Here is a 26,370-nt window from a genome sequence, read left to right on the forward strand (position 1 = left end):
TTTTGTCAACCCTTCCTAGTAAATCTCTTATCCTTATTATAGAGCCAAACCTGAAAAAAGGAAAATATGTTCTTATTTACAGCTTACATACGCCGCCTATTTTTATAATTCATAATCGGAGATGTTTGTCCATATACATGATGCATAGGATATTGGAGTAAGGGCGGTTAAAGCGATGAAAGAGATTGGTTTTTTTCCCACTTTTATTGAGAGCTATTTTATTGCATTAGGAGTTATTTTAGGCGGTGCCTTAATAGGGGGAATCGCTGCCTTTCTAACTGGACAACCACCACTGACGGCTGTATATCGACTGTCTACAGACTTACGGATATGGGCAATTGTCGCTGCGATTGGCGGGACATTTGATGCCGTCTACACCTTTGAGAGAGGCTTATTCAACGCAGAAACGAGAGATATTTTTAAGCAGCTTCTCATTATTCTTTCTGCATTAGGCGGTGCCCAAACAGGAGCACTCATTATTAATTGGTTAACGCAGGAGTATATATCGTGAGAATCCCACCATTTTATCGAAGACCTGCTTGGCAGCGCCTTTTTGCCGGGATGGCGATCGGCGGTGCGATCAGCTGGTGTATTTTCATTTATATTTTTGGTGTATGGCAGGAGGAACACACCGCACTCATTGAAAAACAAAGCGAAAAGATTGTTGACCTGGAGAACGAAAAGAAGATATGGCAGGAAGAATATAAAGAGATAAATAAACGGACAATTGAACAGCTAACGATTCAAAAAATCAATATAAAAATAACAAATTCGGAAAAATACAAGCTAGACTCACTAAGTGTTTCAGAAATAGAAGACTCAGTAAGAGATGACATTAGTATGATGATTGCAAAGGATATGGATACCGTTTATAAAAGCAGAGAATTAATAAAAAAAATCATTCATATTAAAACCGTTAAAATACAGGATAAAAGATATAAACTAAAAATTAAGGAAATGGTAATCTTCACCACGTTATCTATTCAGCTTGAAATCGAATTTGAAGAGTAAAAGAATCGACCCGCAATTTTGGGTCGATTCTTTTTTATAGAGCCTCTTTTCTAAACCTTTGTTGCTTTATGGAACTATATAATGATTATGCTAAAGTTTCCGCTGAAAATAGAGTAATTTCAATAAGAAAAGAGCCTACAAACTAAATTCTAAAGAGCAAAATGACTATTTCCACGTTAAAATCGGCTTTAAGATTTTAACAACAATCAATACGAAAACAGACTTTATGAAGAAAAGTTTTCACACACTTGACTTAGCTCTTTTAATACTAGATCCACTTCATCCCAGGAATGAATGGATGCACCTGAAGCAAGCGGGTGCCCGCCGCCTTTAAACTTCCTGGCAACTCCATTTATGACTGGACCCTTTGAGCGGAGACGAACCCGGATTTGGTCTTCCTCTTCAATGAAGAACACCCATGCTTTAATTCCTTTAACATTCCCTAATGTTCCAACAAGTAAGGAGGCCTCTGGCGGCTCAGCATTGTATTCTTCCAATAGCTTCTTGGTTAGAAGGACAGAAGCCACACCGTTACTCTGCATTTCAAAGTTTTGTAACACATAACCGTTTAATTTAATAATATTGTCGTCGAGTTCATACATTTTATCAAAAAGTTCAGTACGGGAAAAATTATAATGAATAAGTTCCCCGGCGTAGGCAAAGGTTTTGTCCGTTGTACTTGGAAACAGGAATCTTCCTGTATCCCCCACTATACCGCCAAATAAAAGTCTGGCAGCTTCGTCATTTAATTTTAAACCGCGGTCCTTACCAAATAAATAAAATTCATAAATCATCTCACTGCATGAACTTGCCGTTGTATCAACCCATAGTAAATCACCGTAAGGATCCTCGTTAGGGTGATGGTCAATTTTTATTAGTTTATCACCTAATGAATAGCGTTTGTCACAAATTCTTTCCTCATTTGCAGTGTCACAAACAATGACTAATGCCCCTTTATAAAGCTCATCTGGAATAGAGTCTAGACGGCGCATGAAATGGAGCGACTTTTCTTCCTTCCCAACAGCAAATACCTTTTTATTCGGATAAGATACTTTTAATATTTCTACTAATCCACATTGGGACCCATATGCATCGGGGTCCGGGCGGACATGACGGTGAACAATAATGGTTTCATATTGTTCAATCATTTCTAGAATTTTTTCATTCATGGTATCACCTCTATAGTTTTTGAAGCATGTCTAGTATTTTGGTAAAATAATATGTACAATAAACAAGAGAATTTTAGGCTTGGAGGAAATCTAATGACTATTCTAGTGTTTTTTATTGTGATTCTATTTGCTTTTTACTTATTCTATAAAACGAAGTACTTTAGAAGCAGCCGTCCAGTTGAAAAGAAATGGCTTGGAGCCAAATCCAATATTGCGCTTGGTTTATTTGTCTGCTTATTTGGTATTAATCATTTATTCTTTATATCAGAAACAACTGTTACCTTTATCGTATCTGTCATTTTCGTCTTGTATGGCGGTGTGTTTTCATGGGTTGGTTTTAAAAAGTATAAACACTACCTGCCATTTGCCATTGAGGAAGCTCAGGGTCTTGATGCAAAATCGTAAGGAGAGCCGCTTAGTTAAAGCGGCTTTTTATTTTACTGTCCAGCTCCTGCGCCCTAACGACTAGTGTCCTTCGCTCTCCGCGAGTAAAAATCCCTTCAGGATTTTTACCTACCTACGATAAGTCAAGCACGAATGCGCCTCCGGCTCTAAAGCGTTAGCTTTTACGAGGAGGCCATACACCGCTGACCACTAAGAAAAGCTGCTTCGAATAATCATCGTAGGACCAAGCTGCACTTTGGCTTGGTCCGAGGGCGCTTGCGCTTTTCTTAATTCCGATCAAGCAGCTGACACATCATCATTGCTTTACCGACTAATATGCCTTCGTTAAATACTTCGACGTCAACCTTTCCGAACTTACGGCCTACATCAAGCACTTTTGGATAAATTTCTAAAACACTTTCCATCTGTACTGGCTTTAAAAAATAAATGGTCATGTTCTCAACGACCAAGTCTCCTTTTTTATAACTACGTAATACCCTGTTCGCTGCATCTGAAACAATGGTGGTAAACACTCCATAGGATATTGTCCCTAAATGATTGGTCATTTGCGGTGTTACTTCACAGGTATAGACTTCCTCGCCTTTTGCTCTTCCGCGCATTAATACCATTTGATTTGTAACAATATCATCAAGTGTTTCCCCTACCTGCGGCTGACGCTGGTTCATTTGCAGTGCTTTTAATACGTCCTGCCTGCTTATAATCCCTTCAAGACGGTTAGAATCATCCACAACTGGAAGGACTTCAATTCCTTCCCATACCATCATATGTGCTGTAGAAGCAACACTCGTCTTCCCCGAGACCGTCATTGGCTGTTTTGTCATAATCCGATCGATAATCGTCTCTGCATCCTGTCCCATAATATCCTTAGCTGTTACCATTCCTTGTACCTTCATGTTCTGGTCAACTACAGGGTAACGGCTATGAGTGGTTTCTTGATTAAAATCATGCCACTTAGAAACCTTATCTGAGGTCTTCAAATAATATGTTTCAGTAAGCGGGGTTAGGATATCTTCAACTAGAATAATTTCTTTTTTAATTAACTGGTCATAGATGGCACGGTTTATCATCGTTGCCACGGTAAAGGTATCATAACTAGTCGAGATAATCGGCATTTCAAGACTGTCTGCTAATTTTTTGATATCGTCTTCTGTATCAAATCCACCAGTAATTAAAACAGCAGCACCTGCTTTCAAAGCAAGCTCCTGTGCCTGCGAGCGGTTCCCGACAATTAACAAGTTATCTGGACCGGTATAGCGCATCATCGCTTCAAGTTTCATGGCACCGATAACAAACTTATTAAGCGTCTTATGCAAACCAGTTCTTCCGCCTAAAACCTGACCCTCTACAATGTTCACGACCTCAGCAAAGGTGAGCTTTTCAATATTTTCTTTTTTCTTCCGTTCAATCCGGATGGTACCAACACGCTCAATCGTACTGACATACCCTTTATTTTCAGCTTCCTTGATTGCTCTATAAGCTGTCCCTTCACTTACATTCATCGCCTTGGCGATTTGACGTACAGATATTTTTTCCCCAACAGGCAGCTCATCAATATACTGTAGAATCTGTTCATGCTTTGTAGCCAAGTCCTTCACCCATTTCTATTACCCTTTATAATCATTATACAATTTTACCATTATTTTAATTAATTTCATAAATTCTTTTATAAAAATTCAAAGGGAGCCTAAATCCAAGGCTCCCTCTGCATAGTAAATCACTTTTAATAAGAACGTGATTTTTTGTTTATACTGTGCTGCTTCCGGCTTCTTACCGCAGTTTTTGGACTATACAACAGTGCGGTAAGATTTCCCGCCATTACGATTAATGCAAATGCAAGCCAGGCTAGAGCAAAGATCCCTCCTAGGCCTTCTGCACCAACTGATAATCTTGGAACAGCAAAATAAATCATTAGACCACAGAGCAACAAGCATAGTATATATCTGTTTTTTTTCAATTTTTACTCTCCCTTCCAACTACTGCTTGTTTCAATTTATGCATGAAAGGGAGAAAAAAGTCTTATAACTCAATAAATTCTCCTGGTTCGAGTACTTTTCCATTTTTATTTTCAAGCATTTCAACAAATTGGAAAGGATCCTGCTTAATTGGCGGAAATGTGTTGTAATGGATGGGAACAACCATTTTTGCCCCTAGTAATTTTGCTGCGTATGCCGCGTCTTCTGGCCCCATTGTAAAATTATCTCCGATTGGCAAGAAAGCTACATCTATCGGATGTCTTTCACCAATAAGTTTCATATCTGAAAATAACCCGGTATCACCTGCATGATAAATCGTTTTTCCTTCTGCCATAAAAAGAATTCCTGCTGGCATACCGCAATATATCAGTTCATTATTTTCCGTTTCATAGCTGGAACCATGAAAAGCTTGTGTTAATTTAACTTTTCCAAAATCGAATTGACGTGAACCGCCGATATGCATACCATGTGTTTTTACTCCTTGCCATCCTAGGAAGGTAGCAATCTCATGATTGGCAATAACAAGTGAATTATTTCGTTTGGCAATCTTTACGGTATCGCCGACGTGATCATTGTGACCATGCGTTACGAGAATCACATCTGGGTTCACATCTTCTACTTTTAAATCAGTTGATTGGTTACCCCTGATAAAAGGATCAATAATGATCTTTTTTCCGTTTGAATCAATTTGAACTACCGAATGTCCATGATAAGATACTTTCATCTGCTCATCTCCTCCAAAGTTTCATCATTAATTACTTCCATACAAAGTTCTAAATTCCTTCATCATTTATATCCTTAAAATAGTTGTTTTAGTACATGCTATATTTACACATGGATTTAAAATTGATACGCTCATGTAGGAGTTTTTATTTAGGAGGTCATAATATGAATCATCGCGTAACAAAACTTCAAGCATGGATGAAGGAAAATGGAGTTGATGTTAGCTTCGTCAGTTCAACTGAGAATGTCTTTTATTTAAGCGGATTTTTCTCAAATCCTCACGAGCGTTTATTAGGGTTAGCTGTATTCCAAGAAGAAGGACCATTCCTTGTATGTCCAGGAATGGAAGTGCATGATGTAAAAGCTTCTGGTTGGAATCATGAAATCATCGGCTATAGCGATATCCAAAATCCATGGGAATTAGTACATAAGTCGATCAATAAAAGAATTCATAACGTTCGTAAAGTTGCCATTGAAAAAGAACATATGAATGTTGAACGGTTTGAATACTTAACCGCTCTATTTCCGAATGCTGCTTTTGTTTCAGCAGAAGAAAAGTTAAGACAACTGCGAATGATTAAAGATTCCAAGGAACTAAAAATAATTGAAGAAGCATGTGCTTTGGCTGATTATGCCATTGAAGTCGGGTGCAGTGAAATTGAAGAAGGAAAAACAGAATTAGACGTCCTCAATGCCGTTGAGTATGCCCTTAAGAAAAAAGGGGTTACCGAAATGTCATTCTCGACAATGGTGCTTACCGGTGCAAATGCTGCTTCACCACATGGCAATCCAGGAGCTGCAAAAATCCAAAAAGGTGATTTGGTCTTATTTGATTTAGGCGTTGTTGTAGACCGCTACTGCTCAGATATTACAAGAACGGTTGCCTACGGCGATATAAATGAAAAACAAAAGGAAATCTATGACACCGTTCTAAAGGCTCAATTAGCAGCGATTGAGGCTAGTAAACCTGGTGTTACGGCTGCTGAGGTTGACTTAACAGCAAGAAGAATCATTTCAGATGCTGGCTATGGAGAATATTTCCCGCACCGACTTGGACATGGACTTGGGATTAGTGTCCATGAATATCCTTCAATGACAGAAACAAACCAATTGGTAATTGAAGAAGGAATGGTTTATACGATTGAGCCAGGGATTTACGTACCAGAAGTAGCAGGGGTCCGTATCGAGGATGATGTGTATATTACGGCTGATGGAGTAAAAGTCTTAACCAAATTCCCTAAAGAATTACAAATTATTTAGTAGGTATTTGATTTTTTTACCATTGAACTTTTACAGGAATTGCAGTAAGATACTTATACAAGCTGCGTTGCTCGTAGTGATAATAAAGTTTTAACCTTTAAGCTGTAAAAGGGAGTTTTATTATCGAAGCTGTAATGACAAGCCTCTGTCTATACGACATGGAGGACATGCAGAAGGGCTTTTGCGAACACCCACTTTGAGGAGTGGTGGTTTAAAACTTTCTTATATGAGGTACGGCAAATGCGGCTCTATCACTAATATTTCTAAGGCCAGCTTCGTAATGAAGCTGGCTTTTTTATTTAAGCTGTTTTCGTATAGATTGTTGTTAAAATCTTAAAGCCGATTTTAACGTGAAAATAGTAATTTTGGGCTTTAGAATTTTGTTTGCAGGCTCTTCTCTTATTGGAATTATTCTATTTTCTGCGGAAACTTAGCAAAATCATTAAATTTAGTTCCATAAAGCAATACGGTTTAAGAAAAGAGCCTTAATTTGTTTTATATTTGTCCAAGTAATGTTTTTGTATCTGAATAATGGAGACCATGTGCTTCTGCCACTGCTTCATAGGTTACAAAGCCGCCTAGTGTATTAATCCCTTTTAATAACGCTTCATTTTCGAGGCATGCCTGCCTATATCCCTTATTTGCAATTTGGATTGCATAGGGAACAGTTACGTTTGTTAAGGCCATAGTTGAAGTTCTTGGTACCGCTCCAGGCATATTTGCAACAGAATAATGAACAACCCCATGCTTAAGATATGTTGGGTTATCATGTGTGGTAATTCGATCAGTTGTTTCGAAAATACCGCCTTGGTCAATGGCAATGTCCACAACCACACTTCCTGGATTCATAGATTTAATCATTTCTTCCGTTACCAGCCTAGGTGCTTTTGCTCCAGGTATAAGTACGGCTCCTATTACTACATCTGATTCTTTTACTGCTTCTGCAATGTTATATGGATTAGAAATAAGGGTTGTCACTTCTGATCCAAAAATATCATCCAATTGACGAAGACGGTCTGGATTCAGGTCGATAATGGTAACTTTTGCTCCTAGCCCAATTGCCATTTTCGCTGCATTTGTACCTGCCACGCCGCCGCCGATGATGGTAACGGTTCCTCTTTGTACACCTGGGACTCCTGATAACAGAATACCTTTCCCTCCATGAACCTTTTCAAGGAATTGGGCGCCAATTTGTGCCGCCATTCTTCCGGCTACCTCACTCATTGGTGTTAATAATGGTAATGATTTATTTGGAAGTTGTACCGTTTCATATGCAATACCTACTACTTTTTTATCGATTAAGGCTTTCGTTAGTTCAGGCTCAGGAGCTAAATGTAAGTATGTAAATAGAATTAAACCTTCACGGAAATATGGGTATTCACTTGAGAGGGGTTCTTTAACCTTCATCACCATTTCCATTGACCAGGCTTCCGATGCCGTTTCTACTATTTTTGCACCCGCTGACGCATAGTCTTCATCTGTGAATCCAGAACCTAGGCCTGCTCCTTTTTCAATATAAACCTCATGTCCGAATTTCAATATATTGAAAACCCCAGCCGGTGTCATTGCAACACGGTTTTCATTATTTTTTATCTCTTTAGGAACGCCGATCCGCATATACAAACCTCCTAATATAAACTTTGAAAACACTTTCATTTTATCATAATATAATAGAAAAGGCTCCAAGCAATAAGTTATGGAGCCGATAATTTTTACTAATATTAAAAATAAGGATAGTATGGATATCCATAATATGGGTATCCGTAATATGGGTACCCATATCCATATCCATATCCGTACCATGGGGATAATGCTGCCCCCAGTGCTAATCCCCCTAAGAATGGTAATCCAAATCCAAATCCAAATGGTCTACCAAAGCCGAATCCAAATGGTCTACCAAAGCCGAATCCAAATGGTCTGCCAAAGCCGAATCCAAATGGTCTGCCAAATCCAAATCCTGGTCTTCCAAATCCAAACCCCGGTCTTCCAAATCCAAACCCTGGTCTTCCAAATCCAAACCCATGACCAAACCCTCCAAACCCGTGACCAAACCCACCAAATCCATGGTGACCAAACCTTTGGTCGTTTTGATCAATTGACTCCATATAATTAGCAATTTCTTGCATTTTATATTCCTCCTCATTTTTATTACTAACACATTAAAAGAATATGCAGACTTAAAAAGAGATTCTTGGGTAAATGTCCCGCTGCAAGAAATTTAATAGACATATACATAGGAAAACTCGCCGATTGGCGAGCCTGTAAATACCTATTCAGCTGTGTACTGTGCTTTATCCTCGTTTGTTACTCCAAAATCCTGACCGATGAATCCACTATTATAGGAATCCATGATTTGTTCACTTACCTCATTAGCTCCATGTTCATTAAATTCAAAAGTTTTACTAGGCTCCTGTTTAAACATATTTTCGATCTCCCTTCAATGAATTAATACCCTTTTATTTTTCGAAAAATTGAAACATCTTACTCCTAGAAAATATTGTATAATTTAAATGAGGAGGGATTACAATGGGCGTTCATTATGACCATATTTTAGTTGCGATTGATGGTTCAAAAGAATCGGAGTGGGCATTAGAAAAATCGATTGAAATCGCGAAAAAAAACAATGCTAAATTGTTACTGGCACATGTGATCGACACAAGGTCCTTTCTAGTAATTGATTCTTATGACCCAGATATTGCTGACAGAGCAAACAAACTTGCGATCGATATGCTTGAAAAATATCAAGAACAAGCATTAGCTGCTGGTGTGGTCCACGTTCAGTATGAAATTGAGTATGGCTCACCTAAAGTGAAAATACCTAAGGAAATGGCTAAAATGCACCCTATAGATCTAATTATTTGCGGTGCGACTGGAATGAATGCCGTTGAAAGATTCTTAATTGGCAGTGTTTCTGAACACATAACTCGTTATGCCCCATGTGATGTCCTCGTAGTCCGTTCACAAAAAAGCTCCAGCCTTTAACTAGTTTTAAGAAAAGCTCTAATTAATTCGTGAATGCTTTCTTGATGTGTTGTAGAATAAGGTAATAACCGTCTTGGAGGCTATCACATTGAAAGAACATTTTTCCTTTGATCAACGTCTTGGTATTCCTATTCCTAACTTAACAATGGAATGGGCACAATTAAGTGATGAAACCCAGCATGCTATCCTGTTTCATTGGGAAAAAATCAGAGGCAGCATTCCAGATAGAATTGCTGACCTTGAAAAAATGATCAATCAAAAGCAGGCACAATTATCTGAAGAGAGTAACTTTAAAACCTCATGTGAATTAAACAGTGAAATAGCTGAACTGGCTTCGATTATTAACGATTTATGGCTCTGGTATCGAGCAAATCAAACTGTATCAGATAAAATGCACCAATGAAGAAAAGCGGAAGCGCCCTGCTCAGCGGCGTATGGCCTGGAGGGCTCCAACTGAGATAAAGGAAACACGAAGAGCCGGAGGCGATTCGATGTTGACTCATCGTAGGGCGGAGACCGAAGGACACTAGCCGCTAGGGCGCTGGAGCTGGACACTAAAAGAGCTGGCGAGTGAGCCAGCTCTTTTGGTATGATTATTGGAATCCTCTATAGTTACCCAAATGCTTGGATAATCAGGTTCGGTCACTCCAGGACCCCTGCATTGACCCAAAACCCTTTTTCGATCGGATTTCGGTCACTCCAGCACCCTTGCATTGACCCCAAACCCTTTTTCGATCGGATTTCGGTCACTCCCAGCACCTTTTCTGGGAGCTTACCTTTATAGATCTTTTTTTATTTCTCTTACTACATGAGCCAATTCAGGCAGGATTAACTTATTCATAGCAAGATTTACTGCCCCAGTAGAGCCAGGCGTAGAAAAGACAGCTTTATTTTTTACCACTCCAGCAACAGCACGTGAAAGAATGGCTGCGGAACCGATATCCTCTTGATAGCTCAACATCCTAAATATCTCTCCGAATCCTACGATTTCTTTATCAAGCAGGCCTTGGACGGTTTCAATGGTAACATCACGCTTTGCTATTCCAGTCCCCCCGTTTGTAAGAATGACATCGATATCTTCACGCTCACACCCCTTTAAGATTGCTTCTTTGATCGGTTCTGATTCATCCTTCACAATCACATAATCCACTATGGTATGTCCGGCTTGTTCTAATAATTCCTTCATCAGTTTACCACTTTTGTCTGTGTCATTATTTCTAGTATCACTAACTGTAATGACTTTACAAAATACGATTTTTGGTGCTGATTGCTTATGTTCAGTGGTACTCATCTTACATTTCCTCTTTCTGATTGAGATATCTCAGCTGGTAATAATTATGGGCGAACTCCGTCACTTTCCGTGTTAATTGATAATTCGTCCCTGCCCCAATAGCCATACTTACAACCGGCAGCCCTTGAATAAGCTTTTTTCGAAACAGGGTGATGACCAATGCTTTAAATAATTGTTGAATGGGCTGCTCCAACCAGGTCACATCCGTAATTTCTTCATTTCCTTCATAGAAATAACTGTCACCGCTTAAGTCCATTTCATTCATTAAAATTGTCCATCCTTCTTTTTGTAAACGAGGAGGAAGTGTAGCTGTATGAAAAACCCTTAAAGAACTCATCATTTCATATGGGGTATTCACCTCAAAACCATATGTCATGGCAATTAATTGAACCGCCCTTAAATTAATGACAGCCATTGCTGGTATGTCAGTACCTAAAAGAAGCGTTCCGCCAGTTCCTGCTAACCCGCCTTGGGCAAATGAATAAAGTCGATGTCGTGCGATTTGCTGCATGGCTATGTATTGTAACTGGTCAATTTCTAATTTTTTCAAATCCTCTATTTGATGTAAATCCTGTAGAAAAACACGGCCTGAAGCAAGGATCCTATCCTTTGCATCCATCTGAATTTGAGAACTCTGAATCATCCCATGTAAATGGAACAGCCAGCTATCAATGACTGAAAAAAATTGGCGTTGAATATTTTCAGGTAATAAGGAGAATGACCGTTCTAAATATTTTTCATATGTAAGTTGTAAATCATTTGCCTCGTAGTTTAATAAGTGATTTTCCCATTCCCGAATTTCATTCAATACCTTTGTTTCCCGCTCAGTTAATGGCATAGGCAATCCCTCCTCACTTCACTCGTTTTTTTCCAGTATAACACAAATGGAGCTATACTTAAAAAATGAAAAAAGGCAGCTGTCGTATTGGACAGTCTGCCTTTTTCATGGTTTATTTCGCTAAACGTACAACGTCGCGTGCAATCATAACTTCTTCATTTGTAGGGATAACAATAACTTTAACTGGAGAGTGAGGATAGTTAATAAATCTTTCCTCGCCTCTAATTTTATTTAGAGCTGGATCCCAATAAACACCCATAAACTCAAGACCCTTGAGAACTTTTTCACGAACAACATCACTATTTTCACCAATACCAGCTGTGAAAATAATCGCATCGATACCGTACATACGTGATGCGTAAGAGCCAATATATTTATGAATACGGTTCGCAAAAACGTCTAAAGCCAGTTGTGCACGATCGTTTCCATTACGCGCTTCAATCTCGAGGTCTCTAAGGTCACTAGAGAAACCAGAAACACCTAACATTCCACTCTCTTTGTTTAATACATCGAGCACTTCTTCAGCGGTTTTATTCGTTTTTTCCATAATGTATGGAATCAATGCAGGGTCAATGTTCCCTGAACGTGTACCCATTGTTACCCCAGCAAGTGGTGTAAAGCCCATTGATGTATCAATTGATTTTCCGCCCTCAATGGCTGCAATACTAGCTCCATTACCTAAATGGCAAGAAAGCAGGCGAAGCTGTTCAACCGGACGGCCCAGAAGTTCAGCTGCACGCTGTGAAACGTATTTATGGCTCGTGCCATGGAAGCCATATTTACGGATTCCATACTTTTCATAGTATTCATATGGAAGGCTGTATAGGTATGAACTTTCTGGCATTGTTTGGTGAAAGGCTGTATCAAATACTGCAACCGCAGGAACGTTTGGCAGTACGCGTTGGAAAGCCTTAATTCCCGTAACATTAGCAGGATTATGAAGCGGGGCTAATTCGGAAAGCTCATCAATTTTATTTAGTACCTCATCTGTAATAAGAACAGAGTCATTAAATGTTTCTCCGCCATGTACCACACGGTGTCCAATTCCGTCAATTTCATTAAGGGATTGAATAATACCCAAAGTAGTTAATTTATCTAAAAGCATTTTAACTGCTACTTCATGATCAGGAATATCAGATGTTTCTGTAACTTTCTCACCATTAACTGAAATAGTAAAAACTGAATCTTTTAAGCCAATTCTTTCTATGATTCCTTTTGTGATTACGTCTTCACTTGGCATTTCAAATAATTGAAACTTCAAAGAAGAACTCCCAGCATTAATTGCAATAATTTTAGACATTTCGTTTACCGCTCCTTTGTATAAAAGCAACATCGGTTAAAGGTCCATTTTCCGTACATGGTTATTTTGTACTAACCGACATTGAATATTGCTATCATCATCTCATTATTTCACTGTATTTTTTACAATTCAAGGGGTATTTTGGATGGAAACGGTTACCCCTTAAATGTAAATCTATTCGCATTATTCCTAATAGTTTAAAGCCTATAAAAAAAGCGATAAAACCGATTGTTATAACCGATTTTACCGCTTATTTTCCTGAACCCATTTCTCAATCTTTTTCAAAATGCTTTCCATCTCAACAGCACTAGATAGATTTGGTAAATTAACAAGTAATGCCTGTTTGGGCGAGACGATTCCTTCACCCTTTTTTTGCAAAACTAAAATACTTTTAGCAGCATTTTTATTCTTAAACATACTTAATGGCAGCTGCAGGACCCCCTGAATCATAACTTCATCTTTAAAGAATGCACGAAGCTTTCCTGCCTGGTCACTTTCAAAAAGACCATTTGGAATGATAAAAAATAAATATCCACCGGGCTTCGTGTGACGGACACTTTGCTCAATAAACAAATGATGAGCGTATGAGTGTCCTTCATTTGCTTTTAATTGGTATTCTGCTGCACGAATATCATTGGGATAAAAACCGACTGGCAAATCAGCAATAACTGCATCCACTGGGTCAATAAATAATGGTTCTAGACTATCTTGATTAAACAGCTCTAGAGGGTGCTCTTGTAAATTTGCGTTCACATAAGCAAGTTTAATTAACAGATCATCAACTTCAATACCAATGGAATGTATATCTTTTTGTAATTGATTTAAAACAGTCGTTAATAAATTTCCGGTCCCAATCGCCGGGTCCATTAAACGAAAGGAAGGCTGCTGTACAAATTTATCCACCAAATAGCTCATCAACATTCCCACACTATCAGGTGTCATTTGGTGGTTGGGTTGAACATTTTCTTTCATCCCTTTTAAGATCACAAGCTGATATGCTTTTCGAATTTCTTCCTTTGTAAAATTGCCTAAATTGACTTCCATATACTGTTTCTTAAGTCTTTTTTCCGTTATTTCGCTTAACTCATCTTGAAGTACAGAACCGTGAAATAAATTTTCCCCTGTTTCTGCTAATGCTTCTAGATATGTACAAGACAGTTCTTCCTGCAAAACACGAGCTGTTTCACTAAATAATGTAAAAAGCTGTTCTACTGGAGCAATTTTCATACGAATACCTCCCAGACAATGAAAAAGGCCTCATCCACTGACGAGGCCTTTTTCGCCATCATTAATACTTACTTTGCATTTCTCGCTGCTTCAAGAGCTGCTTCATAGTTCGGGTGATTTGTTGCCTCGCTTACATATTCTACATACGTAACCGTATCCGTAGAATCCACAACAAATACTGCACGAGTCAATAATCTTAATTCTTGAATCGCTACACCGAATGCTTCTCCGAAAGAAAGATCACGGTGGTCAGATAATGTTTGGACTTTATCAATACCAGCTGCTCCACACCAGCGCTTTTGTGCAAATGGCAAGTCAACGCTGATCGTTAAGATTTTCACGTCTCCTAAACTATTTGCTTCTTCATTAAAACGACGTGTTTCCGCATCGCACACTCCAGTATCTAGTGAAGGTACTGCACTGATTAAACGAACTTGTCCTTTGGTATTTTCTAATGTTACAGGTGATAAATCATTCGCTAATACGCTGAAGTTTGGAGCTTTATCTCCTACCTTTACTTCGTTGCCTAGCAATGTTACTGGGTTCCCCTTAAAAGTTACGTTTGCCATTTAAACATCCTCCTTTTTCGTACGAACAAAAGCGAAGTAAATTACGCCTTCATCATAATTATGTACAGTGTTAATATAACTTTTCAGAATTCTTTTTGCAATCAATTACACTCTACGAAAAAAAGTTAACCTTCCTTCTGCACATGGAAGATTAACTTTTTTTCCTAAATATCAAATTCTTGCTTTTGATGTTCGTTTTGTTTCGATTGCTGTGATCCTTGCTGTGATCCTTGCTGTGATCCTTGCTGTGATCCTTGCTGCTCATTTTTTTTCGAGAACATTTGCTGAATCTTATCAACTGCCTGCGGCGCCATTTCTAAAATTTTCTCATAAAGATGGGTGCTTTCATCTAGATGAAGCATTTTTACTCCATGCGAATTTACGATTAAGAAAGCAATTGGAGTAATAGAAACTCCTCCACCGCTACCGCCTCCGAATGGAAGCTTTGGCTGACCTTGCCCTTGACCTTGACCTTCACCCTTCGACTGTGACGACGACCCATCAAGTTTAAATTCACTTCCACCTGCAGCAAAGCCAAAACCTACCTTTGAGACAGTAAGTATAACGCTGCCATCAGGTGTTTCAACAGGATCACCGATAATCGTATTAACATCAATCATTTCTTTTAAACTTTCCATTGCAGTTGTCATTAAACCTTGAATTGGATGTTCAGACATAGCTGTTGCCTCCTCTTTTAAACGGTATTATTTCCCTTTGAATAGACATTATTCATTTTGAGATTCGGGCGTCCGCCCTTCCAGAATTTAATTAGTTTTAATCCTGCTAAAATAGCATACCCGATACGAAACTGAATAATACATGTGATTCGAGTTTGGATGATCGCCAATTGAAAATGGGGGGTAACCGATAATACCGGCATGTTTTTAAGGCTTAAAAAATGGCTAATCAAACCTACTATGCTTCCTTTTATTGTCCAAAGTGCACCAGCTATAACACCTGTATGGGCGGCATCCCCTATGCCAACTAATGAATGCCATTCGAAATGCTTGATTACTATTCTTTTTAAAAATTTGCTAACAATCACCTGTAGATTAAAAACATGCTGGATTAATTCTTTTGCGTTATTCCATTTGGATATGATGTCATCCTCTGTAATTTGTGCTTCCTTTTGAGAGGCTTCGCTTTCACCCGAATCTCCCATTTTCGTGTTTTCCTTTACGACAATACTCGGCGAATTATCATCAATTTTTATTAAGGGTACATTCATCGTGTATTTAATTAATCCAAACCAGATACTGAACTTCAGAGTTAGTTCATCATTGTCATTATGATGAAAATAGGTAAGATGGATGGTCAATTTCGAAAAAATGATTAGCAGAAGTAAAAGAATAATAATAAAAAGTACGGTTAGCAGCCAAACCAATTTTTTCACAACCTTTCAGCCTATTAGTATCACCTGAAGACAAAAAAATAAACCCACTAACGTATAGTTAGCGGGTCGAAAATTCATCTTTCAACGTGGACCACAGAGGTGTCCGTAAAAAGGTCGTGAAGACCTTGTTTTTTTGGAAGAAAAGCAACAATGATATAACCCACAACGACGGTTGCAGAGATAAACCGCCCAATCCATTCCCGAAAAAGAACCGTTCCCCATGATAATTTGTCATTCTTCAAATCAATCACTTTTATCCCAAATACCATTTTTCCAAGGGTTTGCTTAAAATACTTGGTCATCAACACGAAATATAAATAAAAGATGATTGCAGAAGCGATAGAAATAGGGGCAAATATATTAAATTCTACTAAAGGCATTCCGAAGCTTCTAAAAATAGGTTTCATAATTAGCCGCTCAAGACTTCCCACCACAATCAAATCGAGTAGATACGCCCAAAAGCGCATCCAAAATCCAGCATAGCGAATAGAGTGATTCTCTTCTGATTCTTCTTTAATGGTTTCTAGATTTTCATTTTCCATCCGATGTTCCCCCTACTCTGAATATAAATACATTAACCGCGGAGAATTAGGCCTTGATAAAATATCCATAAGTCCAGCCATCTCACTATTTGCATTGAATAATTTTTGTACCTTTATATTTAACAATGATCCAAATCCAAGTGCATCCGTATAGCGGACAACCTTTGCACCTTCTAGTTTCTCTTGATCCATCATACCCTCGATTACGTCTTCTAAATACCCAAAATCGTCAATAAGATTTAATTCTTTCGCCTGTCTGCCATCGTAAATTCTTCCGTCGGCAATCTGTTTAACCTGCTCAGTTGTCATATTCCTGCCTTCAGAAATGACTTTAACAAAACCTTCATAAGAATTATCAATCATATTTTGGAGAATTTGCCGTTCCTCATCTGTCATTTGTCGGGTCGGACTCATAATATCTTTATATTGGCCACTTTTGATGGTTACAAAATCCACACCATATTTATCCGCCAATCCTTCATAATTAATGCCCTGCATGATTACCCCAAGCGATCCTGTTAGTGTTTCTTCGCTGGCAAAGATTTTTTTCGCTCCAGCAGATATATAATAGCCCCCTGATGCTGCCATTGATCCCATCGAAATATACACTGGTTTCTTTGTTTCTTTTTGGATTTCTACAAGCTTATCATGAATCTCAGCACTCTCAACGACCCCGCCGCCTGGTGAGTTAACTTTAAGAACGATCCCTTTTACAGTATCGTCATCTTTTATGTAGTCTAATTGTTTCATAAATCCTTGATGATTATATCCAGCAGACTGAAACAATGACTCAGCGTCATTTGTTTCCTGGATAACTCCATTGACATCAAGTACAACAATTTTTTTCATTTCATTTCCTTCCTGGATAATTTCCTCCGTAAAAGGAAGCTCCGTGGCTGCAAAAAGCTCACTTAAGTCTGTTTCCACCCCTTTAAATGCAAAGGCAGATAAAAAATTAACCATAACTGATACAAAGAATAATGCGGCAGCAATTCCAAGGGCTGCCCAGCGTTTCCCATTCATGTTGTAATCCTCCTCGTTTCCATCTAAATATTTTCTTATATAATGGCTCTTTTCTTAAACTTTGCTTCTTATAACAAAAATTAATGATTGTACTGTGTTTTCGCGAAAAATTTAATAAGAAAAGAGCTTGCAAACTTAATTCATTGGCGCAAAATAACTATTTCCACGTTAAAATCGGCTTTAGATTTTAACAGCAATCGTTACGAAAACAGCCTATATAATTTAATATTGTTTCAAAATAATGCTAAAATAAATGCAACCACCTAAGTTTACCAAAATTCAACAGGTTTAGGGGTGTTTTTACACATTATTTACATAAAATGGAGGACAATATGGGACATAGACGTAATATTTTCTTTTATCATCACTTAGATAATGAAATGCTGGAAAAGGTAGGAAACTTAGATGATTCTGCAAAGCAGTATGATTTGACAATTGTAAATGACCATCGTGACGCCAATATTATTGCAAGCATTGGTGATGATGGGACATTCCTTCAGGCAGTAAGGAAGACTGGTTTTCGCGATGATGTACTTTATTGTGGAATCACAACAAAGGATAGTTTAAGTATGTATTGTGATTTCAAAATCAATGATTCCTCAAAAATGGTCGAGGCTGTTTCTAAGGTCGAGGCTGTGACCAATGAAGATTTAAAAGTACGGCGTTATCCTATCATCGAGGTAATGGTCGACGGTCAGGGAATTTTTCCATGCCTGAATGAATTTAGTATTCGCTCATCCATCATAAAAACACTTGAATTAGATGTTTTTATTGGTGATATTCATTTTGAAACCTTCCGCGGTGACGGATTAATCGTTGCTACACCGACAGGAAGTACGGCATACAATAAATCTGTAAATGGTGCTGTAGTTGACCCATTAATTCCCTGCATGCAGGTGAGCGAGGTTGCTTCCATTAACAATAACAAGTATCGGACATTAGGTTCTCCTTTTGTTATCGGCGGCAGCCGCACCCTTACCCTGAAGGTTATTTCAGAAGGAAATGAGCACCCTACAATGGGCTTAGACAATGAGGCCCTTAGCATTCGGCTTGTAGATAAGATTCAAATTAGACTTAGTGATAAAAAGATCAAAACATTAAAACTGAAAGACAATTCCTTCTGGGAAAAAGTTAAGAGAACATTTTTGTAAGGGAAGAAAAGCTGTCGAAATTTCGACAGCCCTCTCCCCTTATACCTATTGTTTCATGGCTTGTGATTCCTGTTGGCGCAGTTCAATTCTTCGAATCTTCCCTGAGGTTGTTTTCGGCAGTTCGGAAATGAACTCAATTTTTCTTGGATATTTATATGGTGCAGTAAGTGTTTTTACATGCTCTTGAAGGTTTTTTGTTAAGTCCGGATCATTTGCGTTGACATCCTCTTTTAATACGACAAATGCTTTTACAATAAACCCGCGAATTTCATCTGGACTTGCCACAACCGCACATTCCTTAACAAATGGGTGTTTGACAAGTGCATCCTCCACCTCGAAAGGCCCAATGGTATAGCCTGAGCTGATGATAATATCATCTCCGCGGCCTTCAAACCAAAAGTATCCATCTTCATCCTTTTTGGCCTTATCCCCTGTTACATAGTAATCGCCACGGAACTGCATGGCTGTTCGTTCTGGGTCTTTATAATAATTTTTAAATAAAGCAGGTGTCTCTACATGTACGGCAATGTCCCCTACTTCACCCACTGAACAAATTTCACCATCATCATTAATGATTTCTACAGTATTGCCAGGGGTTGGTTTACCCATTGAACCTGGTTTTAACTCCATTCCTTTTGTTACACCCACCAACAGGGTATTTTCTGTCTGTCCATAGCCGTCCCGAACATCTACATTAAAATGCCTCCTAAAGGTTTCAATCACCTCACGATTGAGAGGTTCCCCTGCAGAAACAGCACTATGAAGATTTGGTAATTTAAACTCATCTAGGTTTTTTACTTTGGCCATTAATCGATACTCTGTTGGTGTACAGCAAAGGACATTAACGGAGTATTTCTCCAAAAGACTTAAATACTTTTGTGGCTCAAACTTCCCGTTATACACTAGTCCAGTTCCTCCTGAACCTAGTACAGATAAAAATGGACTCCAAATCCACTTCTGCCATCCCGGTGCCGCAGTTGCCCAAACTGTATCACCATCTTCAATACACAGCCATTTTGGTGCTGCGGTTTTTAGATGTGCAAATGCCCATCCATGCGTATGTACAACACCTTTTGGATTACCAGTTGTACCAGATGTATAGGATAAAAACGCCATGTCATCGCGAAGGGTATCTGCAATCTCAAAGTTTTCTGAGGCTGCTTTCATTTCTTCTTCTAAGTGGACCCAGCCATCCTTCTTTTCTCCAACGGAAACTTTTAAAAGCGGCTGTTTACTAGTAATATTTTCAAATTGATCAACAAATGGGTAATAACTGATGACAGCTTTTACATCTCCATGAGTAACTCGATATTGAAGGTCCTTTTCACGGAGCATCTCCGAACTTGGAATGACTACCAGCCCTGCTTTTAATGCGGCCAAGTATACTACGTAAGCCTCTATTAATCTTGGAATGATGACTAGGGCCACATCACCTTTTTTTAAACCATTTTGTGTGAAAACATTTCCCGCTTGGTTTACCTTTTTCAATAATTCTGCATATGTAACCTGTTGTGTTTCCCCTGCTTCATTTTCCCACTTTAACGCCAATCGTTGTGGATCCTTTGCAAATTTTTCAACCTCAGACACTAAATTATACTTTTCTGGTGCTATTAATTCTTCGCGGTTCATGTTTCTCCTCCTCACATAAAATTCTTTACAAACATTATTATACAAAATTATTTGAAATATTTAAACCAGCCTATAGTATCTGGTCATAAAAAATCCGCAAAAAAGAGAGTGGGAAAATCCCACCCTCTGTAGCCATCTTATTCATTTTTTATCGTGAAAATCCGCCGCCTAATTGAGACTCAGCCATAGCGACTAAACGCTTAGTGATTTCACCACCAACAGAACCGTTAGCACGTGAAGTTGTGTCAGCACCAAGGTTTACACCAAATTCAGAAGCAATTTCATACTTCATTTGTTCAAGTGCTTGTTCTACACCAGGAACTAGTAATTGATTTGAGCTATTGTTGTTTGCCATGTGATATTCACCTCCTTGTGAGTATAGAATGTGTAGAATCACATGGCTGTATTCTTTTTATCAATTGGTAAATGTTCACAAATATTTCACATATTTTTCATTTATGCTGTGTTTAACTGGGCTGTTGATTTGCACTCCACTAAGGAAAGCTTCTAGGAATAATCATCGCAGGGACAGGCCGTTTTTGCCTGTCCGAGGCACTTCGCTTTCCGCAGGCGGTTCGGGAAGCCTCCTTGACGCTAAAGCGTCTGCGGGGTCTCCCCTGTCCCGTCCTCCTGCAGGACATTGAATTTCTTCCTCGAATTTGCCCACGCACGAAGAATATGCGATAGCATTTTCGAGGAGTCTCCGTGCCTTCCGCGCAAATCAATAGGTGCCAAAATCAATATTACTCTTTAACACAGCCATTTTTTAAAATAAATCTTCAAATTCAGTGTCTTGTTTGCTATCGGGCTTTATTGTTAAGGTTTCTGTTTTTTGAACAGCTTCTTGAATCAAATGTTCAAAATCAAAGTAGCTTTCATAGCGCTGAACTTTTTCTCTTTTTGGTTTTGTTTTTGGAGAAGATGGAACAAAAATCGTGCAGCAATCCTCAAAAGGTCGAATTGATATATCATAGGTATCAATTTCTTTCGCAATTTTTATAATATCATTTTTGTCCATTGTCAACAACGGCCTAAGAAGCGGTGTATTCGTTACCTCATTAATAGCGTACATACTTTCTAATGTTTGGCTGGCAACCTGCCCGAGATTATCTCCTGTAATTATCGCAAGTGCTTCCTGTTTTTTTCGAATTTCATCGGTTATTCGAAGCATAAACCTTCTTGTCGATGTCATCGAGTAATTTTCAGGGATTTGTTCTTTAATGGTTTGCTGAATAGCAGTGAATGGAACAATATGAAGTTTCATTTGTCCAGAGATTTCAGCTAGCTTTTTAGCTAAATCAACCACTTTCTCCTTCGATCTTTCACTTGTAAACGGCGGGCTAAAAAAATGAACCGCCTCTATTTCCACACCGCGTTTCATCGTGAAATACCCTGCTACCGGGCTGTCAATTCCACCTGAAAGCATTAACAACGCTTTTCCACTTGATCCAACAGGTAATCCGCCAGCACCTAAGATGGTCTCAGAGGACATGTATATGGCGTCAATTCGAACCTCAATTTTTAAATTGATATCTGGATTTTTAACATTAACTTTGATTCCAGGTATATTTTCTAATATATGACCGCCAAAAGTATGATTAATCCCATCTGAATCCAATTCAAATGTTTTATCAGAGCGTTTAGGAGATATTTTAAAAGTTTTTCCCTCGCTATAAAGACTTTTCACTAATGAAAGTGCAGCAGCCTTCATTTGTTCAATATCCCTGCTGACTTTTATCGCCGGACTAAAGGATTGTATACCAAAAATATTTTTTAATGCCTCTGTAATTTCATGAGCGTCTTCCCCATTTAATAACACATACATTCGATCCCGTTCAGCCCGTATCTTTACCTTTGGAAAGGGAGCCAGCGCAAGTCGAACACTTTTCCGCAGCTTATCCACAAATTTGTTTCGATTTCTGCCTTTGGTGGAAATTTCACCATAGCGAATCAATATATGATCATAATTCATTTAATTTCATAACCTTTCTTAGGTGTTTAGCAGCCTCTTCGATTGCTGCTGCCACAAGTTTTGCTTCCTCTTCTGTATTATCATACGATAAGCTTATCCTAAATGCACTGTCAGCTAAGTCGTCAGGCACCCCCATTGCTAATAGTGTCTGACTTGGTAATTGTTTCTTAGAGGAGCATGCACTTGTTGTTGATAAATAGATTCCTTTTTGTTCAAGTGTATGAATTAAAACTTCTGCTTTAATTCCTTTGATTGAAAAGTTCAGGATATGCGGCGCTGAATGTTCCACTGGTGTGTTGATCGATAATCCATCCGTTTTTTCTAATTCTGCTTTTAGCACAGATTTTACTCTTTCCATTCTTTTCAATTCCGATACACTTTTTTCCATTGTCATTCTTAAAGCTTTTGCCATCGCTACAGCACCTGCGACATTTTCCGTTCCGCTTCTAATTTGCCATTCCTGGTTACCGCCAGATAATAATGGGTCTATTCTAACTCCTTCTCGAATAAACAGCGCTCCGGTTCCCTTTAATCCATGAAATTTATGTGCAGAAATGGAGCATAAGTCTACACCATTTCCCACTAAATCCAATGGCAGCTTTCCAATTGCTTGTACAGCATCCACATGGAAAAGAATATTAGGATATTGTTTCAAAAGTTTGCCAATTTCCTTAATGGGTTGAATTGTTCCTACTTCATTATTTACCTGCATTACGGAAACAAGGATTGTATCCTTACGTATGGACGCTTTAACATCTTCTATATTCACTCTTCCATTTGAGTCAACTGGGATGGTGGTAATATCAAAATCGAGCTTTTTTAGCTGTTCCATTGCCCCACGCACTGAAGGGTGCTCAATGCTAGAAAATAGTAAGTGTCTCCCTTTATTTTTATGGACTAACGCTGTCCCCTTAATTGCCAAGTTATTACTTTCTGTACCGCCGGAGGTAAAATAGATCTCAGTTGATTTTACCGATAGGAGGTTAGCTATTTGTGAACGTGCCTGTGTCAGAAGTTTTTCAGCCTGCACCCCTAACCCATGCAGGGAAGAAGGATTACCATAAAAATCATTTGATACCTTCAGAAAGGAATCCAGAACTTCTTTATAAGGTCTTGTTGTGGCACTATTATCGAAATAAATCATTTTATATACACCTCATCTTTGCGCAGAATAAATCTTACCATAAACTTAAACAATTGAAAAAGTTTTGTGATTTACAACAAATAAAAACCGATTCGCTTTTTTGCTGAATCGGTTTTAGCTTTATTTTTTCTTACTTTCCAACTGTGGCTTTGATTTTTTTAAGGGCACCCGGATCTATTGATTCGAGGGAAGCAGCTGCCTGTTCTAAAGCTTCCTGATATTCATAATGTCTAAAGGCATGTTCCGCATCGCCCAGTCCCTTAGCAATAGAAGGATATTGGCTTCGATAGCGGTTACCATACTGAATCGCTTTTTCAGCAAGTATAACATTTTCGATCAATTCCATCGTAGAATTAGATAATTTTTCCACTGTTAAAACCGCTATTTCTAGATATTGGTTTAGTGCAGAAACATTAAGTGGTTTTTCCTGAAGCTGCTGCTTCACGTTCTGGATACTTTCATTTGTATCTTCGAATAAGTACTTATAATCCTCCGGCAAACCCGGAATATTGCTCTTGGAAACTAAACGAATGGTTTCGCCCACTTTTTTCGTTAAATCCCTTAGTGTTTCTCTTGCTTCAAACTCATCCTTTCGCAGTGCTTGAAGCTTGAGTCCAAAACTTTCCTGCTCTTCTTGAATCATTTCAATATGCATTTTTATGTCTTTTAGTTCCTCACAAAGTGCGGTTAATGCTGTTTCATTGAGATTAATTTTTTCCATCAAAATTTCATAATGCTTGGTAACAGTGGAAAGCTGGCTTTCTAAATGTCGTTGAATCTCAAAGTCGCTGTCTGTAAGATGATAGCTTTCTTGAACATGCTTTACTTCACTAGAAAGATGATCATGCTCTTCTAATACAGAAGTTAACAGTCCGCTCATTCCTTTTTCATTTTGAAGGATAAAATGTTTCGCATTTACTTCTTTCTCGAGAAGATCAAATAAAATGTCAATGCGTTCTTTCACTTCACCTATTCCTTCTTGCGCTTCCTCTATTTTTGTTTCTTCAATAAACCCCAAAAACTTGGTCAAATTCTCTCGCAAACTCTCAATTTCCTGCTCTAACTGAAGGTGATTTAAGTAATACCCTTTTTCATTCATTTCACGATACCCATCTTGAATATCGCTCAGCTGAGAAGGTATCAGAGATTGACATTCAATTAATAGCTGTGGGATTAAATCCATATTATTTTTAATCGTAATAAGTTGGTCATGTATTGATAATACGAGTTCACGCGCTTCAAGATAATTACCAAGCTCCGTTTTCTCATCAAATTCGTGAAACTTTTTCGTTACATCATCCAATTGAGTTTCTAGGTATTTTTCGGATTTACCAAAGCTATGACGATGAGCCAGCAGCGTTTTTTTCGTTTCTCGGTAAAGTTCCTTTAGCTGTTCTATTTCTATTCTGTTCTTTTCTTCGCTGCCAACAAGCTCATGAAGTTCTTCAACAATTTTATTAATCTCATTTTCAGTTGCTAGTAACTTATCATTGATATCCCGTTGGATTCCTTTTGCTTTTTTAAAGCGATATTTGTCAATATATTCTTCAGCATCGAATAACATCTCTTCCAGATCCGGTAATTTAACCGTTACAATATCATCCCATTGATTACGCCAGCCCTCAAACAACTCCTCTGTTTGCCCTGTCATATTCAATTGTTTAACCTTTGACATTTCATCCAATATTGGTCGATTAAATAAATCAATTTTCCAGGCTTCTAACCTATCCATCTCTTTAAAATACTTCTTCTTTATAAAATATCCCAGTACGAATAAGGCGAGTAGCAGGATAATGAATCCTATAATAAATTTCACGTTCAAGCCTCCTGTTTCAAACACTTCATAATTCTCCAATGGTGTGGATACGAATCTATAAAAACCTTTAAATTTCGGTTAAGTTCAATGTTTCTATGATACCATGTAAACGACATTTTTTGACTATTAATTTCATTTTTTTTGAAAAAGAAATGTGAATTTAATATATTGGAGCAGAATGCCCTGATAAAACCAAATGAAAAAGCACTTGCCTGAAGAAAATATTCTTTCCAAGCTAGTGCTCATCATATAAATATCGGTATAATCGTTTCAATTAAAGTATGGCCTCTTTCTTTTCAATTATTTTCATTTCCATTGTATTTTCAATCCACCTATTCATTTCCTTTAAATACTTTTGTTCAAAAAACCTTTCATTTGGAAAAATATAAAGTACCTCTCGTAAATAATGAGCATTAATAAAAGGCATCATCAATAAACCCTTGTATTGGATAATCAGGTAGGGAATGGAATGTGGACGGAATTCTTTTCTTTCAAACCCTTTTTCAAATATCTTTTGAAAATAGTACTTTTCTTTCAAAGCATATGTGGACATAATTTCTCTAACCACCTGTGAATCCATTGACATTTCTCGGTAGACAAAGCTTGTAAGTTCATTATTTTCACATTGATAGTGAAGCAGGTCAGCAGTAATTTGTTTTAAACATTCCTTTACTCCTGCTTCCATCATTGAAAACCTTTTTTCAATAATGCTAAGATATTGCTCAAAAAAGATAGTAAAGCAATATTCTAAAAGACCGCGCTTATTCTCAAAATGGTAGGCTATTGTTGCTGAGTTCACTCTTGCTACGGATGCAATATCACGTATCGATGTCCCAGCAAATCCATTTGAATTAAAAAGCGATATGGCTGCCTTTACAATTTCTTCTTTAGAATCCTTTTTCATCCGTACACCTCCTGTTTTCGCTTGACTTATCCCTTTCTATAACAATTC

At 38.1% G+C, this 26,370-nt stretch carries 29 protein-coding genes and 1 other RNA gene; 8 read left to right on the forward strand and 22 right to left on the reverse strand.

The window, feature by feature from the left end:
- Nucleotides 1-175: 175 nt before the first annotated feature.
- Together ytrH and ytrI are read left to right on the forward strand one after the other, a co-directional pair.
- The gene (gene ytrH, locus AC2TFD_RS23705; RefSeq protein ID WP_132093129.1) at nt 176-511 is read left to right on the forward strand and encodes a sporulation membrane protein YtrH; all 336 of its coding nucleotides are present in this window, start codon (nt 176-178) and stop codon (nt 509-511) included.
- A complete protein-coding gene (gene ytrI / locus AC2TFD_RS23710) occupies nt 508-1,011 on the forward strand; it encodes a sporulation membrane protein YtrI (RefSeq protein ID WP_335513642.1) in 504 nt (167 codons plus the stop codon). Before ytrH ends, ytrI begins: the two co-directional genes overlap by 4 nt.
- Before the next feature lie 224 nt (nt 1,012-1,235).
- On the opposite strand, the gene AC2TFD_RS23715 is transcribed toward ytrI, so the two are convergent.
- Complete coding sequence (locus AC2TFD_RS23715; RefSeq protein WP_335513644.1) at nt 1,236-2,180, reverse strand: DHH family phosphoesterase; 945 nt, start codon at nt 2,178-2,180, stop codon at nt 1,236-1,238.
- Nucleotides 2,181-2,273: 93 nt separating this feature from the next.
- Here AC2TFD_RS23715 and AC2TFD_RS23720 point away from each other — a divergent pair, with 93 nt between their 5' ends.
- Entirely contained in the window at nt 2,274-2,585 is a 312-nt protein-coding gene (locus AC2TFD_RS23720) for a YtpI family protein (RefSeq protein ID WP_335513646.1), read from the forward strand.
- A 266-nt stretch (nt 2,586-2,851) separates the two neighbouring features.
- On the opposite strand, the gene AC2TFD_RS23725 is transcribed toward AC2TFD_RS23720, so the two are convergent.
- The 3 genes from AC2TFD_RS23725 to AC2TFD_RS23735 form a co-directional block, all read right to left on the reverse strand.
- Nucleotides 2,852-4,171, reverse strand: a complete 1,320-nt coding sequence (locus AC2TFD_RS23725; protein WP_335513648.1) for a DRTGG domain-containing protein — start codon at nt 4,169-4,171, stop codon at nt 2,852-2,854.
- 134 nt (nt 4,172-4,305) lie between these two features.
- A complete protein-coding gene (locus AC2TFD_RS23730) occupies nt 4,306-4,539 on the reverse strand; it encodes a hypothetical protein (protein WP_335513650.1) in 234 nt (77 codons plus the stop codon).
- A gap of 62 nt (nt 4,540-4,601) precedes the next feature.
- Nucleotides 4,602-5,282, reverse strand: a complete 681-nt coding sequence (locus tag AC2TFD_RS23735) for a metal-dependent hydrolase (protein WP_484674096.1) — start codon at nt 5,280-5,282, stop codon at nt 4,602-4,604.
- A 164-nt stretch (nt 5,283-5,446) separates the two neighbouring features.
- Between AC2TFD_RS23735 and AC2TFD_RS23740 the strand changes: the two genes are divergently transcribed.
- The gene (locus AC2TFD_RS23740; RefSeq protein ID WP_484674097.1) at nt 5,447-6,541 is read left to right on the forward strand and encodes a M24 family metallopeptidase; all 1,095 of its coding nucleotides are present in this window, start codon (nt 5,447-5,449) and stop codon (nt 6,539-6,541) included.
- 56 nt (nt 6,542-6,597) lie between these two features.
- Nucleotides 6,598-6,794: non-coding RNA, 6S RNA (ssrS, locus tag AC2TFD_RS23745), on the forward strand.
- 242 nt (nt 6,795-7,036) lie between these two features.
- On the opposite strand, the gene ald is transcribed toward ssrS, so the two are convergent.
- The 3 genes from ald to AC2TFD_RS23760 all read right to left on the reverse strand — a co-directional run bounded on the left by ald (nt 7,037) and on the right by AC2TFD_RS23760 (nt 8,963).
- A complete protein-coding gene (gene ald / locus AC2TFD_RS23750; RefSeq protein WP_335513655.1) occupies nt 7,037-8,158 on the reverse strand; it encodes an alanine dehydrogenase in 1,122 nt (373 codons plus the stop codon).
- Between the two features lie 104 nt (nt 8,159-8,262).
- Entirely contained in the window at nt 8,263-8,667 is a 405-nt protein-coding gene (locus AC2TFD_RS23755; protein ID WP_335567166.1) for a hypothetical protein, read from the reverse strand.
- Nucleotides 8,668-8,810: 143 nt separating this feature from the next.
- On the reverse strand, nt 8,811-8,963 hold the full coding sequence (locus tag AC2TFD_RS23760; RefSeq protein ID WP_335567167.1) for a hypothetical protein: 153 nt from the start codon (nt 8,961-8,963) through the stop codon (nt 8,811-8,813).
- A 104-nt stretch (nt 8,964-9,067) separates the two neighbouring features.
- Between AC2TFD_RS23760 and AC2TFD_RS23765 the strand changes: the two genes are divergently transcribed.
- Nucleotides 9,068-9,523: a universal stress protein gene (locus AC2TFD_RS23765; protein WP_335513657.1), complete on the forward strand. Its 456-nt coding sequence runs from the start codon at nt 9,068-9,070 to the stop codon at nt 9,521-9,523.
- An 88-nt stretch (nt 9,524-9,611) separates the two neighbouring features.
- Entirely contained in the window at nt 9,612-9,926 is a 315-nt protein-coding gene (locus AC2TFD_RS23770) for a hypothetical protein (RefSeq protein WP_335513659.1), read from the forward strand.
- Between the two features lie 375 nt (nt 9,927-10,301).
- Here the strand turns inward: AC2TFD_RS23770 and AC2TFD_RS23775 are convergent, their stop codons facing one another.
- The 9 genes from AC2TFD_RS23775 to sppA form a co-directional block, all read right to left on the reverse strand.
- Nucleotides 10,302-10,814, reverse strand: coding sequence for a MogA/MoaB family molybdenum cofactor biosynthesis protein (locus AC2TFD_RS23775; protein ID WP_335567169.1), 513 nt, complete (start codon nt 10,812-10,814; stop codon nt 10,302-10,304).
- A gap of 1 nt (nt 10,815) precedes the next feature.
- Nucleotides 10,816-11,652 carry an EcsC family protein gene (locus AC2TFD_RS23780; protein ID WP_484674098.1) on the reverse strand — a complete coding sequence of 279 codons (837 nt, stop codon included), beginning with the start codon at nt 11,650-11,652 and terminating at the stop codon, nt 10,816-10,818.
- A 112-nt stretch (nt 11,653-11,764) separates the two neighbouring features.
- Complete coding sequence (locus AC2TFD_RS23785) at nt 11,765-12,952, reverse strand: acetate kinase (RefSeq protein ID WP_335567171.1); 1,188 nt, start codon at nt 12,950-12,952, stop codon at nt 11,765-11,767.
- 243 nt (nt 12,953-13,195) lie between these two features.
- Nucleotides 13,196-14,179, reverse strand: a complete 984-nt coding sequence (locus AC2TFD_RS23790; protein WP_335513666.1) for a class I SAM-dependent methyltransferase — start codon at nt 14,177-14,179, stop codon at nt 13,196-13,198.
- Between the two features lie 68 nt (nt 14,180-14,247).
- The gene (gene tpx, locus AC2TFD_RS23795; protein ID WP_335567172.1) at nt 14,248-14,748 is read right to left on the reverse strand and encodes a thiol peroxidase; all 501 of its coding nucleotides are present in this window, start codon (nt 14,746-14,748) and stop codon (nt 14,248-14,250) included.
- 164 nt (nt 14,749-14,912) lie between these two features.
- Nucleotides 14,913-15,425 (reverse strand): GerW family sporulation protein, encoded by a 513-nt coding sequence (gene ytfJ, locus AC2TFD_RS23800; protein WP_484674099.1) that lies wholly within the window; start codon nt 15,423-15,425, stop codon nt 14,913-14,915.
- A gap of 17 nt (nt 15,426-15,442) precedes the next feature.
- On the reverse strand, nt 15,443-16,141 hold the full coding sequence (locus tag AC2TFD_RS23805) for a DUF2953 domain-containing protein (protein ID WP_335567174.1): 699 nt from the start codon (nt 16,139-16,141) through the stop codon (nt 15,443-15,445).
- A gap of 74 nt (nt 16,142-16,215) precedes the next feature.
- Complete coding sequence (locus AC2TFD_RS23810; RefSeq protein ID WP_484674100.1) at nt 16,216-16,683, reverse strand: RDD family protein; 468 nt, start codon at nt 16,681-16,683, stop codon at nt 16,216-16,218.
- Between the two features lie 12 nt (nt 16,684-16,695).
- The gene (gene sppA / locus AC2TFD_RS23815; RefSeq protein ID WP_484674101.1) at nt 16,696-17,706 is read right to left on the reverse strand and encodes a signal peptide peptidase SppA; all 1,011 of its coding nucleotides are present in this window, start codon (nt 17,704-17,706) and stop codon (nt 16,696-16,698) included.
- 332 nt (nt 17,707-18,038) lie between these two features.
- Here sppA and AC2TFD_RS23820 point away from each other — a divergent pair, with 332 nt between their 5' ends.
- Entirely contained in the window at nt 18,039-18,857 is an 819-nt protein-coding gene (locus AC2TFD_RS23820; RefSeq protein ID WP_335513679.1) for an NAD kinase, read from the forward strand.
- Between the two features lie 45 nt (nt 18,858-18,902).
- On the opposite strand, the gene mbcS is transcribed toward AC2TFD_RS23820, so the two are convergent.
- The 6 genes from mbcS to refZ all read right to left on the reverse strand — a co-directional run bounded on the left by mbcS (nt 18,903) and on the right by refZ (nt 26,322).
- Complete coding sequence (gene mbcS / locus AC2TFD_RS23825; RefSeq protein ID WP_335567176.1) at nt 18,903-20,486, reverse strand: acyl-CoA synthetase MbcS; 1,584 nt, start codon at nt 20,484-20,486, stop codon at nt 18,903-18,905.
- Between the two features lie 148 nt (nt 20,487-20,634).
- Nucleotides 20,635-20,841 carry an alpha/beta-type small acid-soluble spore protein gene (locus AC2TFD_RS23830; protein ID WP_335567177.1) on the reverse strand — a complete coding sequence of 69 codons (207 nt, stop codon included), beginning with the start codon at nt 20,839-20,841 and terminating at the stop codon, nt 20,635-20,637.
- Nucleotides 20,842-21,252: 411 nt separating this feature from the next.
- On the reverse strand, nt 21,253-22,458 hold the full coding sequence (gene thiI, locus AC2TFD_RS23835; RefSeq protein ID WP_335515656.1) for a tRNA uracil 4-sulfurtransferase ThiI: 1,206 nt from the start codon (nt 22,456-22,458) through the stop codon (nt 21,253-21,255).
- Nucleotides 22,448-23,602, reverse strand: a complete 1,155-nt coding sequence (locus AC2TFD_RS23840) for a cysteine desulfurase family protein (protein ID WP_484674102.1) — start codon at nt 23,600-23,602, stop codon at nt 22,448-22,450. The genes thiI and AC2TFD_RS23840 overlap by 11 nt, the downstream gene beginning before the upstream one ends.
- A 130-nt stretch (nt 23,603-23,732) precedes the next feature.
- Nucleotides 23,733-25,418, reverse strand: a complete 1,686-nt coding sequence (gene ezrA / locus AC2TFD_RS23845) for a septation ring formation regulator EzrA (protein WP_335515662.1) — start codon at nt 25,416-25,418, stop codon at nt 23,733-23,735.
- A 274-nt stretch (nt 25,419-25,692) separates the two neighbouring features.
- Entirely contained in the window at nt 25,693-26,322 is a 630-nt protein-coding gene (gene refZ / locus AC2TFD_RS23850) for a forespore capture DNA-binding protein RefZ (protein WP_335515665.1), read from the reverse strand.
- Nucleotides 26,323-26,370 lie beyond the last annotated feature (48 nt).

Source organism: Neobacillus sp. plas4 (assembly GCF_057221695.1).

What these genes read in the sequence shown, in the direction of transcription:
- ytrH (WP_132093129.1), top strand. Translation starts at nt 176, where the DNA reads ATGAAAGAGATTGGTTTTTTTCCCACTTTTATTGAGAGCTATTTTATT.
- AC2TFD_RS23715 (WP_335513644.1), bottom strand. Translation starts at nt 2,180, where the DNA reads ATGAATGAAAAAATTCTAGAAATGATTGAACAATATGAAACCATTATT.
- AC2TFD_RS23720 (WP_335513646.1), top strand. Translation starts at nt 2,274, where the DNA reads ATGACTATTCTAGTGTTTTTTATTGTGATTCTATTTGCTTTTTACTTA.
- AC2TFD_RS23735 (WP_484674096.1), bottom strand. Translation starts at nt 5,282, where the DNA reads ATGAAAGTATCTTATCATGGACATTCGGTAGTTCAAATTGATTCAAAC.
- AC2TFD_RS23740 (WP_484674097.1), top strand. Translation starts at nt 5,447, where the DNA reads ATGAATCATCGCGTAACAAAACTTCAAGCATGGATGAAGGAAAATGGA.
- ald (WP_335513655.1), bottom strand. Translation starts at nt 8,158, where the DNA reads ATGCGGATCGGCGTTCCTAAAGAGATAAAAAATAATGAAAACCGTGTT.
- AC2TFD_RS23755 (WP_335567166.1), bottom strand. Translation starts at nt 8,667, where the DNA reads ATGCAAGAAATTGCTAATTATATGGAGTCAATTGATCAAAACGACCAA.
- AC2TFD_RS23760 (WP_335567167.1), bottom strand. Translation starts at nt 8,963, where the DNA reads ATGTTTAAACAGGAGCCTAGTAAAACTTTTGAATTTAATGAACATGGA.
- AC2TFD_RS23765 (WP_335513657.1), top strand. Translation starts at nt 9,068, where the DNA reads ATGGGCGTTCATTATGACCATATTTTAGTTGCGATTGATGGTTCAAAA.
- AC2TFD_RS23775 (WP_335567169.1), bottom strand. Translation starts at nt 10,814, where the DNA reads ATGAGTACCACTGAACATAAGCAATCAGCACCAAAAATCGTATTTTGT.
- AC2TFD_RS23780 (WP_484674098.1), bottom strand. Translation starts at nt 11,652, where the DNA reads ATGCCATTAACTGAGCGGGAAACAAAGGTATTGAATGAAATTCGGGAA.
- AC2TFD_RS23785 (WP_335567171.1), bottom strand. Translation starts at nt 12,952, where the DNA reads ATGTCTAAAATTATTGCAATTAATGCTGGGAGTTCTTCTTTGAAGTTT.
- AC2TFD_RS23790 (WP_335513666.1), bottom strand. Translation starts at nt 14,179, where the DNA reads ATGAAAATTGCTCCAGTAGAACAGCTTTTTACATTATTTAGTGAAACA.
- tpx (WP_335567172.1), bottom strand. Translation starts at nt 14,748, where the DNA reads ATGGCAAACGTAACTTTTAAGGGGAACCCAGTAACATTGCTAGGCAAC.
- ytfJ (WP_484674099.1), bottom strand. Translation starts at nt 15,425, where the DNA reads ATGTCTGAACATCCAATTCAAGGTTTAATGACAACTGCAATGGAAAGT.
- AC2TFD_RS23810 (WP_484674100.1), bottom strand. Translation starts at nt 16,683, where the DNA reads ATGGAAAATGAAAATCTAGAAACCATTAAAGAAGAATCAGAAGAGAAT.
- sppA (WP_484674101.1), bottom strand. Translation starts at nt 17,706, where the DNA reads ATGAATGGGAAACGCTGGGCAGCCCTTGGAATTGCTGCCGCATTATTC.
- AC2TFD_RS23820 (WP_335513679.1), top strand. Translation starts at nt 18,039, where the DNA reads ATGGGACATAGACGTAATATTTTCTTTTATCATCACTTAGATAATGAA.
- mbcS (WP_335567176.1), bottom strand. Translation starts at nt 20,486, where the DNA reads ATGAACCGCGAAGAATTAATAGCACCAGAAAAGTATAATTTAGTGTCT.
- AC2TFD_RS23830 (WP_335567177.1), bottom strand. Translation starts at nt 20,841, where the DNA reads ATGGCAAACAACAATAGCTCAAATCAATTACTAGTTCCTGGTGTAGAA.
- thiI (WP_335515656.1), bottom strand. Translation starts at nt 22,458, where the DNA reads ATGAATTATGATCATATATTGATTCGCTATGGTGAAATTTCCACCAAA.
- AC2TFD_RS23840 (WP_484674102.1), bottom strand. Translation starts at nt 23,602, where the DNA reads ATGATTTATTTCGATAATAGTGCCACAACAAGACCTTATAAAGAAGTT.
- refZ (WP_335515665.1), bottom strand. Translation starts at nt 26,322, where the DNA reads ATGAAAAAGGATTCTAAAGAAGAAATTGTAAAGGCAGCCATATCGCTT.